This window comes from Streptomyces sp. STR69 (assembly GCF_024519455.1).
Classification (GTDB): Bacteria; Actinomycetota; Actinomycetes; order Streptomycetales; family Streptomycetaceae; genus Streptomyces.
On the sequence record NZ_JALJRY010000010.1, the window covers coordinates 313,108 to 323,847 of the forward strand.

Annotated in this window: 8 protein-coding genes, 1 tRNA gene and 2 pseudogenes; 5 read left to right on the plus strand and 6 right to left on the minus strand. The window is 68.3% G+C overall.

Going from position 1 to position 10,740, the window contains the following annotated elements; all coding sequences use genetic code 11:
• Positions 1–190: 190 nt before the first annotated feature.
• Positions 191–264: transfer RNA gene (locus tag OC490_RS21070), tRNA-Gly, on the minus strand.
• A gap of 522 nt (positions 265–786) precedes the next feature.
• Between OC490_RS21070 and dcd the strand changes: the two genes are divergently transcribed.
• Together dcd and OC490_RS21080 are read left to right on the plus strand one after the other, a co-directional pair.
• The gene (gene dcd / locus OC490_RS21075) at positions 787–1,362 is read left to right on the plus strand and encodes a dCTP deaminase (RefSeq protein WP_019055444.1); all 576 of its coding nucleotides are present in this window, start codon (positions 787–789) and stop codon (positions 1,360–1,362) included.
• A 2-nt stretch (positions 1,363–1,364) separates the two neighbouring features.
• Positions 1,365–1,874 carry a phosphoribosyltransferase gene (locus OC490_RS21080; protein WP_262059512.1) on the plus strand — a complete coding sequence of 170 codons (510 nt, stop codon included), beginning with the start codon at positions 1,365–1,367 and terminating at the stop codon, positions 1,872–1,874.
• 88 nt (positions 1,875–1,962) lie between these two features.
• Here the strand turns inward: OC490_RS21080 and OC490_RS21085 are convergent.
• Positions 1,963–3,232 (minus strand): annotated as a pseudogene (locus OC490_RS21085) (IS30 family transposase).
• A gap of 292 nt (positions 3,233–3,524) precedes the next feature.
• Between OC490_RS21085 and OC490_RS21090 the strand changes: the two are divergent.
• Together OC490_RS21090 and OC490_RS21095 are read left to right on the plus strand one after the other, a co-directional pair.
• Entirely contained in the window at positions 3,525–5,024 is a 1,500-nt protein-coding gene (locus OC490_RS21090; RefSeq protein WP_262059513.1) for a pentapeptide repeat-containing protein, read from the plus strand.
• 65 nt (positions 5,025–5,089) lie between these two features.
• Positions 5,090–5,326 (plus strand): hypothetical protein, encoded by a 237-nt coding sequence (locus OC490_RS21095; RefSeq protein ID WP_262059514.1) that lies wholly within the window; start codon positions 5,090–5,092, stop codon positions 5,324–5,326.
• Between the two features lie 109 nt (positions 5,327–5,435).
• Here OC490_RS21095 and OC490_RS21100 read toward each other — a convergent pair whose 3' ends face one another.
• Both OC490_RS21100 and OC490_RS21105 read right to left on the minus strand, forming a co-directional pair.
• Positions 5,436–5,843 (minus strand): NUDIX hydrolase, encoded by a 408-nt coding sequence (locus OC490_RS21100; protein ID WP_262059531.1) that lies wholly within the window; start codon positions 5,841–5,843, stop codon positions 5,436–5,438.
• A gap of 213 nt (positions 5,844–6,056) precedes the next feature.
• On the minus strand, positions 6,057–6,161 hold the full coding sequence (locus tag OC490_RS21105; protein ID WP_410098789.1) for an IS3 family transposase: 105 nt from the start codon (positions 6,159–6,161) through the stop codon (positions 6,057–6,059).
• Positions 6,162–6,193: 32 nt separating this feature from the next.
• Between OC490_RS21105 and OC490_RS21110 the strand changes: the two are divergent.
• Positions 6,194–7,021 (plus strand): annotated as a pseudogene (locus OC490_RS21110) (NADPH:quinone reductase); the annotation flags it as partial.
• 627 nt (positions 7,022–7,648) lie between these two features.
• Here OC490_RS21110 and OC490_RS21115 read toward each other — a convergent pair.
• Positions 7,649–8,692, minus strand: a complete 1,044-nt coding sequence (locus tag OC490_RS21115; protein WP_262059515.1) for a Yip1 family protein — start codon at positions 8,690–8,692, stop codon at positions 7,649–7,651.
• A 118-nt stretch (positions 8,693–8,810) separates the two neighbouring features.
• Positions 8,811–10,295, minus strand: a complete 1,485-nt coding sequence (locus OC490_RS21120) for an FG-GAP and VCBS repeat-containing protein (RefSeq protein WP_262059516.1) — start codon at positions 10,293–10,295, stop codon at positions 8,811–8,813.
• Between the last annotated feature and the right edge of the window lie 445 nt (positions 10,296–10,740).

Consider the following 10,740-nt stretch of genomic DNA (forward strand, 5'->3'; position numbering starts at 1 on the left):
CGGGCCGGGACCCGCCGAGAGCCCTCACCCGGGTGCGCTGGACTTGAGGCGCCGGGAGTACGAAGCCGTGAACGAGGCGATCATGTTCGCCGTTCTCTTGAACGCGTCCCTGCCTCAGAGATCACAGAGCCACCACCTGGCCTGCTCCCGGCAAGAAACAAACCCCAGGCCGCTGACCTGGGGCAAATTCTGGAGCGGGTGACGAGAATCGAACTCGCACTCTCAGCTTGGGAAGCTGATGTTCTACCACTAAACTACACCCGCGAAAGACGCCGGTTGAGCCGGTGTCGAATGCCCGCTCACTCTACCTCATGCCCGGCTCCCGGCGTTGAGGCCCTGGGGCCCGGTCGCGTTTCGGAGGGTGGACGCGGCTGCGGGGGACCGGAGTTGGGGCGTACGGTGGAGGCGTTGAAGAGGGTCCGGGTGGGACGGAGTGCCGCCTGGAGAGTCGTTCCTTTCATCCCGTAATGTGGCATTTGGCGTCCGGCGAGCAGCAGCCGGACGCGGCTCTTGGGGAAGGGACTCATGGACTTGATGGAGCGCACCGTCGTCCGTTGTGCCGATGGGCACGTGTTCAGCACCGCTTCGTTCCCGATGCAGCAGGCCGAGCGGCTCGGGCCCGGACGGCTCGTCCGGTGTCCACGGTGTGCCCGGCTCCGCAGTGCGGTGCCGGTGACCTTGGAGAAGCAGTAGGAGAAGCAGTAGAAGTAGCGGTACCGAGGTAGTCGCAGGCGCGCGGGTCCGTCCGATTGTGGTCGGTCCGCGCGTCTTGCGTATCCTCGGGGCGTGCTTCTCTCAGACAAGGACATCCGGGCCGAGATCGACGCCGGGCGGGTCCGGATCGATCCCTACGACGAATCCATGGTGCAGCCGTCGAGTGTCGACGTGCGCCTCGACCGCTACTTCCGGGTGTTCGAGAACCACCGCTACCCCCACATCGACCCCTCCATCGAGCAGGCGGACCTGACGCGGCTGGTGGAACCGGAGGGTGACGAGCCGTTCATCCTCCACCCCGGCGAGTTCGTGCTCGCCTCGACCTACGAGGTCGTCTCACTCCCCGACGACCTCGCCTCGCGACTGGAGGGCAAGTCCTCCCTCGGCCGGCTCGGGCTCGTCACGCACTCCACCGCCGGCTTCATCGACCCCGGCTTCTCCGGCCACGTGACGCTGGAACTGTCGAATCTCGCGACGCTCCCCATCAAGCTCTGGCCGGGCATGAAAATCGGCCAGCTGTGCCTGTTCCGGCTCACCTCACCCGCCGAATTCCCCTACGGCAGCGAGCGCTACGGCTCCCGCTACCAGGGCCAGCGCGGCCCGACCGCCTCCCGCTCCTTCCTCAACTTCCACCGAACGCAGGTGTGAGCATGGACGCCGTACGGGAGAACCTGACCTACGACACGTTCGGCGTCGCCGTGCGCGAGCTCGCGCAGACCATCGCCGACGACGGCTACGAGCCCGACGTCATCCTCAGCATCGCCCGCGGCGGGGTCTTCGTCGCCGGGGGCCTCGCCTACGCGCTCGACTGCAAGAACATCAGCCTCGTGAACGTGGAGTTCTACACGGGCGTCGGCACCACCCTCGACATGCCCGTGATGCTCGCCCCCGTCCCCAACGCGATCGACTTCTCCTCCAAGAAGGTCCTGATCACCGACGACGTCGCCGACACCGGCAAGACGCTCAAGCTGGTCCGCGACTTCTGCCTGGACACCGTCGCCGAGGTGCGCAGCGCGGTCGTCTACGAGAAGTCGCAGTCGCTGGTGAAGTGCGAGTACGTATGGAAGCGGACCGACGACTGGATCAACTTCCCCTGGAGTGTTTTGCCTCCGGTGCATAGGTCGGGGGAAGCGGCTAAGCCGAACACGGAAGCCGTCTGACCTGCGGATGTCGTTGGGGTTGGGGTACTGGTGAGCACAGAGGCCCTCGGTTGATGGCGAATTCGAGGGGTCGTTGCAACACTGCTGGTCAGCTGGCTAGATCCAGTAGCTTAGCGAGGCGCTCGGCTGGGGTTTCCCAGCCGAGCGTTTTGCGTGGGCGGCTGTTGAGTTCGGCGGCGACGGTCACCAGGTGTTCGGGGCTGTGGTCGGACAGGTCGGTGCCCTTGGGGAAGTACTGCCGCAGCAGGCCGTTCGTGTTCTCGTTCGAGCCGCGCTGCCACGGGCTGGCGGGGTTGCAGAAGTAGACCGGGATGTCGGTGGCGAGGGTGAAGGCGCGGTGTGCTGCCATTTCTGAGCCCTGGTCCCAGGTCAGGGACTGCCACAGGTGCGGTGGGAGGGTTTGGACAGTGGCGACCAGGGCGTCGCGGGTCGCCATGGCGTTGTGGCCGCTCGGCAGGGGCACGAGCATGACGTAGCGGGTGGACCGCTCGACCAGCGTGCCGATGGCGGAGCGACCGTCCTTGCCGATGATGAGGTCGCCTTCCCAGTGGCCGGGGACCGCCCGGTTCTCCGCCTCGGCCGGCCTGTCGCTGATCATGACCATGTTCTTGATCGGGCGGGATATGCGCTTGTGGGACTGGCGGTGCGGGCGGCGCATGGTGCGGCCGGTGCGCAGAGCCTGCGTCAGTTCCCGGCGGAGTTCTCCGCGGCCCTGGACGTAGAGGGCTTGGTAGATCGTCTCGTGGGTCACGTGCATCTCCGGCCGCTCGGGGAAGACGGTCCGCAGAGCCTGGCAGACCTGCTCGGGGCTCCACCGTTTCGTCAGGTGGTCCTGGATGAAGTCCCGCAGCTCGGGGGTTCTGGCCGATCGTGCCGGGCTTGGGCCGGGCACGTCGCCGTTCGGCCTGCCGATCGGCGCGGAAGGGATGGTAGACCCAGCCGCCCCGGGGCATGGGGCGCCGGTTTCGCCGTATCTCCCGGCTGATGGTGGAAGGGCTGCGGCCCAGCTCCGAGGCGATCTGCCGGACGGACGCCTTCTCCCGCAGTCGGTCGGCTATGTGGGTGCGGTCGGCCTCGCGCAGGTACCTGGAGGCCGACGGCACGGACGAGGGCGGCCCGGCATCGATCAGGTCGAGATGCGGTGCCTCCGGATTGGCCGGTGGCACTGCCCTGAACCTGCCAGAAGCATTGCGGCCGTTGCGCCACCGCTTGCCCGTCCGCCGGTTGATACCGACGAGCCGGGCCGCCTCGTCATAGCTGATTCCTTGATCCACAAGCCGGAAGTATTGCTCCCGCTCGCGAACCAGCCTCCTTGGCCCCTGGGCCTGGCCCCGGCCCTGCCTGATCTCGAAGTCCATCGCACCCCTTGAACTGGGGTGTTGCGACGACCACTAGAACTTAAGGATCACCGAGGGCCTCTCTTCGGGCGGGTTCGCGTTCGGAAAGTTGTCAGACGGAGCGCTCTGATCCGCTCTGAGGAAGTGCCGGCCAAGTAGTGGTACATGCAGTCCTGCGCCAGCCACAGCCGAGCGTGTGCCATCGATTGTCAATGCGGTTCGCAATCCGCGCAGGGAAAGCTGGTTGAGCCATAGCTGGCAGCTCCGCCCGGGGCGCGGAACTCTTGCCCGGGCCTGCACCTCCCTCACTGGTGTGACGTCCCCTCCCGACTCGACGGCTCACCCCTCCGCGGCCGTGCCGCCCTGGCCGTACTGCGGACACGGAGCCGACTCGACAGACTCCCCGACGGGTTGCCTCGGCCGTCGTGTGGACCCGTACGCCGAATGTCTCGCCCACCTCTGTGACAGCCACCGCGCCGCCTACCTGACGAGTCTGGGGCCTGGCAGTGATCTCGACCACCGTGGCACCTCGCTCACCGAGGATCTGCTGAACCGACTCCTCGGCGGCGTCCGGGATCCCGACACCCGCCGGCCCCTCCTCGGCACGGCTCGGTTCGATTCGGCGCGGTTCCTCGGTGACGCCGATTTCGACGGCACTCACTTCAGGAACGAAGCCGGCTTCGAGCAGGCGGTGTTCCTCGGCAGGGCCAGCTTCGCGGCCACGGAGTTCAGCGGCGACGCCCAGTTCGAGCGGGCACGGTTCCGCGCTGCCCAGTTCCGTGAAGCACGGTTCGACGGCGATGCGTGGTTCGGTGAGGCACGGTTCGCCGGCGAGGTGCGTTTCGACCGGGCACGGTTTTCTGGTTACGTCAGGTTCGGTCTGGTCGGCTTCCTGAACAACGCCGCGTTCGACGGCGCGCGGTTCCTGGGGAACGTCGGCCTTCAGGGAACCAGGTTCGGCGGCCACGCCTGGTTCGACGGAGCGAGGTTCGAAAGCGACTCGCGGCTGGGGCCCCTGGTGTGCGCGGGGTCCCTGGACCTGTCGGCGGTGGTCTTCGCGGCTCCCGTCATCATCGAGGCGGCGGCGGGCAGGGTGTGGTGCACCCGCACACGATGGGAGGCCAAGGCGGTCCTGCGGTTGCGGTACGCCACCGTCGACCTTAGCGAATCAGTTCTGGCGCACCCCTTGAGCGTCACCGCCCAGGCCGCCCCCTTCAGAGACCGGACCGGGACCGGCTGGACCGAACACGCCCTGGGAGAAGGCGAGTTGGGTGGTCGCGACGCGCGCGTGCACATGGCATCCGTGCGCGGCGTGGACACCGCTCATCTGGTGCTGCACAACGTTGACCTCACCCACTGCCTGTTCTCCGGCGCAGTGCACCTCGACCAGTTGCGCCTGGAAGGCGACTGCGCCCTGGCGCTTCCGCCCGCGGGCGTGCTGCGACACGGGCGCATACCGATGCGCTGGACCGTACGGCGAACCCTGGTCGAGGAGCAGCACTGGCGCTCCGCGCGAGGCTGCGACGCATGGATGGCGGCACCGGCCGGAGCGGAGGTGCTGGAGCCGTCGGCGCTGGCTCCGCTGTATCGGCAGCTCCGCAAATCCTTCGAGGACAGCAGGAACGAGCCCGATGCCGCGGACTTCTACTACGGCGAGATGGAGATGCGTCGTCATGACCTGAAGCGGCCCCGCGCCGAGCGCACGCTCCTCGCCTTCTACTGGGCGATGTCGGGCTACGGCTTGCGCGCGTCCCGGGCGCTGGTCTGGCTGTTGGGGGCCATGGTCGCCACCGTGCTCGTGATGATGCTGTGAGGCCTGCCGAAGGAAGACGCGAAGCCCGCGACCGGCGCCAGGCCGACCGGCCGACCGGCCAGAGCATGTCGCAGGCGAGCGCTACGACCGATCCGGTCAACCCCGATGGGCCGCTTGCCCGGCGCGTGACGTCCGAGCGGTTCGAGAAATCCGTGCGCGTAGTGATCAATTCAGCTGCGTTCCGCTCCCCGACCCAATCGTTGACCACCTCCGGGATCTACGCCGAGATGCTCTCCCGACTCGTCGAACCTGCCCTGCTCGGCCTTGCCGCCCTTGCGCTCCGCGGCCGGGTCAAGCGCTAGCAAGTGACCTGGGCGGCGTATGTCACCAGATCCGTCTCACAACCGAACGTGGCATCGGGGGGATTGGACGACTGGCTGCGGCTCTGTGAACAAGGCCGCGGTCACGGGATCAGGAAAGTCGCCCGGCCTCGTGAAGCGCGTCGAAGGCCATCTCGTCGACGGCCGAGACCCGGTCCCGATCGGCGTAGCGGAACCACGCCTTCTCGGCGATCTCTCTAGACGGGGTCAGCGCACCCTGATGATCGGCGGTGTAGCAGATCATCCGGAAGGGGTCGTGATCCGGATGGCCCTCGCCGATCTCGAAGGTGCCGAAGTGCACCATGGAACCGGGGGCGATTGCAGCCTGAAGTTCCTCGTCGATCTCTCGCACCAGGGTCTCGGCGTCGGACTCGCCCGGTTCACGATGACCGCCCGGGAAGTAGAAGCGATGTCTGCCGTGACTACGTGTCACCAATACCCGGTCGTCCCGCACCAGGATCCACGCCACCTTCTCCGGCACACGGTTGCCATTCGCCATGGCTGGGACCGTATCGGAGGGCATCGTCTGCGTCAGCACCGTCCGCTCACTGGGCTTGGGAAGCTGCGGGCATTTGCCGCTGGTTCGGGCGTTGAGCTGAGCGAACAGGTGGATTGAGATTCGGTCCTGCTGGTGTGCGGCTGTCTCTGGACAGGCTGCACGAAGGGGTGCAGCTGCATGTGAAGTGACCCCCTGAGGTCCGACACTTCCGTTTTATGCCGCGAGGTCGAGGCGTTGCTGATAGCGGGTCCGTGCCTGATACGGGGTGAGGTAGCCGATGGTCGAGTGGATCCGCTCTCGGTTGTAATACTGCGCGATCCATCCGAATACGTCCTGCCGGGCCTGCCTCCGGCTCGTCCATGCCCTTCCCGCGGGCGATCCCGCACAGCGACGCCGCCGGAGTCATCGACGCCGTGGGCGCCGGAGCCGACGCCCACCGCGTCGGACAACGGGTCTGGGTATACGGCGCCCAGTCCTACCGTCCCTTCGGCACCGCCGCCCAGTACACCGTCGTACCCGACCACCAGGCCGTACCTCTGCCCGACCACCTCAGTGACGAGCTGGGCGCGAGCCTCGGCATCCCCGGCATCACCGCCCACCGCACTGTCTTCGCCGACGGTCCGGTCGACGGCCAACTGGTCCTGGTCCACGGAGTTCTCGGCGGCGTCGGCTCCCTGGCCGCCCAGCTCGCCCACTGGGCCGGCGCCACCGTGATCGCCACCGTCCGCCGAACCGCGGACCTCGACCGCGTCGACCCGGCCGTCGTCTCCCACGCCGTCGCCCTGGACACCGGCGACCCCGCCGCGGCCATCCGCTCGTACGCGCCGCGGGGCGTCGACCGGATCATCGAGGTCGCGCTGTCCGACAACGCCGATCTCGACAACGCCGTCGCCGCCCAGGGGGCCGTCATCGCTGCCTACGCCACCCGCGCGGACCGCACCGAGATCCCCTTCTGGCCGCTGCTGTTCAACAACGTCACCCTGCGGCTGCTCGGCAGCGACGACTTCCCCGCCGAGGCCAAACGCCAGGCCGCCCGCGACCTCACCTCCGCCGCCGCTGTCGGCGCCCTTACTGTCGCCGTCGGCGACTGTTACCCGCTGGACGACATCGCCAAGGCCCACGACCACGTCGACGCCGGCGGTGGCCACGGCCGCATCCTGGTCACCATCCCCCAATAGCGCAGACTCGGAACACCGCCCTGCTCAACTGCCTGGCCCTGCGGGGCGGCAGCGTTCGGCTGTCTTGGGGTGGATGCCGAGCAGGTCGGCGATGACCATGGGCGGCAGGTCTACCAGGGCGTCCATCATGGCGGTGTTCCGCGCTGCGTGGGCAAGAGGTATCCGCATCCGGCCGTGTTGCTGTGCGGGGGGCTGTGCTGCAGCTGATCGTTGAGGGTCAGGGGGAGGGCGTAGAGGCAGACGAGAGCAGCTGCGACGCGGACCTCCAGGGGCAACGCGGTGTCGTTGAAGCAGCGCAGCGGCTCTTTTCGGTACTCCTCCGTGGCCTGGAAGTGGCCTGGGAGTTGGGCGGCTGAGCGCTCGATGACCAGATCGGGCGGGCAGAGGCGTCGTGCAGTGCTCCAGCGGAGGAAGTCACCCTTGTGTGCGGCGTAGGTGTAACGGCCGCGGGATGAGCGTCGGCGGGCGTCGCGGATGATGTGCCACTCGGCGAACGGACGGATGAGGTTGAGGGCCGGAGTAGCAGCCGCCGTAGACCTGCCCGTCAGAGGTCAGGACGACGGCCAAGGGCTCCCGGTGTGTGCCGGGAGCCCTTGGCCGTCGTGGTGGAGAAGCCTCCGGGAGTGTCTAGAACGTGCCCAGTTTTACGATCGACAGCAGGGCGATCAGCTGGATCGCGGAGGCGCCCAGGGCCTTGGGCCAGGGGAGGTCGTGGGAGCGGCTGACCATCATGGTGAGGAGGGCGCCGGCCGCTACCCAGGTGGCCCAGCCGAGGGCCTGGACGAAGGTCGCGTCGCCGCCGAAGAACATGGCGAAGACCAGGCGGGGGGCGTCCGTGAGGGACATGATCAGCATGGAGAGGCCGACCGTGGGCTGCCAGGCTCCGTCGCCGCCCAGTTGGCGGGCCAGGGTGTGGGTGACCACGCCAAGGACGAAGGACGACAGCACCAGCGCCACGGCGGTGATGAGGACGATCGGGACCGCGTTCGCGAGTGTGGCGTTTATGGCGTCCTTGCGGGCGCCGTCGAAGCCGAAGACCGCGAGCAGGCCGTAGAGGAACGTCACGATCAGGGCGGGGGTCCACATCGTGTAGTCCCGCATCTGGAGGAACGTCTGCTGGGGTGCGAGGACGATGCCTCGCAGCAGGTCCTTCCAGTGCAGGCGGGGGCCCACCGGGCCCGTGGGGGCCTGCGCCGAGCCCGCGCGGTACGTACCGCCCTGGGTGTACGGGTCCTCACCTACGGAGAACGCCTGGGTGTTGCCCGGGTTGTTCGCCGCGTACGGGTCCGGGGTGCCGGGGTGGGCGCCCTGGGCGTATCCGCCGCCGTCGCCGAAGTACTCCGGCTCGTCGCCGTAGCCGCCGTTGCCGGCGTTCCCCTGGGACCACTGCCGACCGCCGCCACCCGCGGGGCTTCCGTACTGCGGTTGCTGCTGCGGGTACGGCTGCGGCGCCGCGGGGTAGCCGTACGGCTGTCTCTGCGGCGCTCCCTGCGGTGCCGGGGGAGCCTGCTGCCCGTACGGAGGTTGTTGAGGGCGCGCCTGCGGGGCCCGGCCGTCCCGGCCGCCGCGTCCGATCCTGAATCCAGCCACGTCATCGAACGTACCTGGTTCCGCAGAGTCACGGGCCGGGCCGGGGGTTTCGGGTGGGGCTTTGCTGCCGAGCTGTGACATCCCCTAAGGGACGTAAGGGGGGTGTGGTCGGGCCCGTGGCGTACGGCCACGGGCCCGACCGGGGGAGGGGAGCCGGGTCCTGGGCCTGGGCCCGGACCGGTCCTTGTCGGCTATTCGGCTAGTCGGCGAACAGTGCGCCGAACTGCGGTGTGCCCGCCGTCGAGACACCCGCCGCGCCCGCGGAGATGGCACGGGAGCCGGTCGTCACGATCTTCGTGCCGTTGGAGGGCAGGTAGGTCACCGCACCGTCGGCGCTGTTCTCGTACGAGCCCACGATCAGGTCCGCCTTGCCGTCGCCGTTGACGTCGTCGAGCTTGACGTCGGCGCCGAAGAGGTCGCTCTTCTCGTCGGCGCCGGGGACGCCGGCCGTGCTCTGGGCGAAGGACTGGACGCCCGTCGTGGTGTTGGCGCCGCTCGCGGAGCCGTAGATGACCGTGACCATGCCGGCGTTGGTGGCGGCGCCGAGGTCCTCGTTGGGGGCGGAGGCCACGACGTCCTGGTAGCCGTCGCCGTTGACGTCACCCAGGTCCAGGTCCCAGCCGAAGGCGTCGCCCTTCTCCGAACTGCCGGGTATGTTCCCGGAGTTCTGGGTGATGCCGGTGGTGGAGGCGGGGCCGGACGCGGAACCGTAGGTGATGTTCACCTTGCCGCCGGTCGCCGAGTCCGGGATGGTCGTACCGTCGCCGGTCGTGGCGTCCCAGCCGGCGCCGCTGACGATGTCGCCGTAACCGTCGCCGTTGATGTCGCCGATGCCGGTGACGACGCCGGGCTTCAGGGTCCGTACGCCCGCGATGCTCAGGCCGCTCGCGGCGCCCGGCACGTAGTAGTTGGTGTTCCAGCCGTTGGACGTCTGCGTCTCGTAGCCGTCGACCACCAGGTCGGTGCGGCCGTCGCCGTTGACGTCACCGGCCGTGAGGTGCTTCGGGCCGTACGGGAAGCCGGTCGTGCCGGCGTGGATCGGGGGCTTGATCGTGTAACGGCCGCCCGGCTTGCCGGTGGAACTGCTGAAGCCGCCCTTGTAGACATAGACGGTCGCGGCCGAACTGCCCACTGCCAGGTCCGCCTTGCCGTCGCCGTCGAAATCGCCGGCGGCCAGGGTCTGGCCCCAGTTGTCGTGCCCGGACACGGCCGGGTCCGGTACGTCGCTGCTCTTGCCGGTGAGGCCGCTCTTCGAGCCCCACAGGATCGCGAGCGCGCCGCCGTCGGTGTCGGTGCCGACCTTCTCGTACGGCGAGCCCACGGCGAGGTCGTCGTAGCCGTCGCCGTTGAAGTCGGCGTATGCCGTCGCGTCGCCGAAGTAGTCGCCCTTCTCGGCGGTACCGGGCACGTTGCCGGAGTTCTGGCTCAGCGTCGAACGCTTCGTGGACGACACTCCGGTCGCTGTGCCGTACAGGGCTACGACCTGGCCGGCGTCGGCCTTTCCGGCGACGTAGGCGCCGGGCGCGGAGGCGACGATGTCGCCGATTCCGTCGCCGTTGAAGTCGGCCTTCGCGATTTTGAAGGAGTCGGCGGCGGTTGCTGTCGTCACCGAGAGGGTGAGCAGACCGCCCGTCAGCGTGGCCGCGGCGGCCGTCGCGAGGGCGAGTCGCAGGTACTGCTGCATGCGGGGTCTCCTGGCATGCGGGGGATGCGTGGCGGGCATCCGCGTCGATGAGATGTCGATCGGGGTGTCGCTGAGGTGCGTACCGTCCGTGTTTGCCGGGAGTTGTCCTTGGATTCACGGGTGGTTGGCGATCAAGAGACCGTTGGTGGGGCGTAAGGGTTGTGCGTGAGCTTGGTAAATCTCTGAGGTTGGGGTGAGGGGCGGGGTGGCGGGGTGGTGCTTGCGGATGTCGTGAAGTGGGCGTTGGGCCACTCGCTTCTTTGTCAGTGTCGGGCTGGAGGAATGGGGGCCGAGGTATGCCAGTCCCTTGCCTGTACTGCGTTGCGGGCCGGTGCTACGGGACGCGTCCGCGTCTCGCCAGCACGCCGGGTGGGCTCAGCGGCCAACGGCCGGTGGGGGTGGGGGTGGGTCTAAAAAAGTGTGACACTTCGGGCGGAAAGTGTCA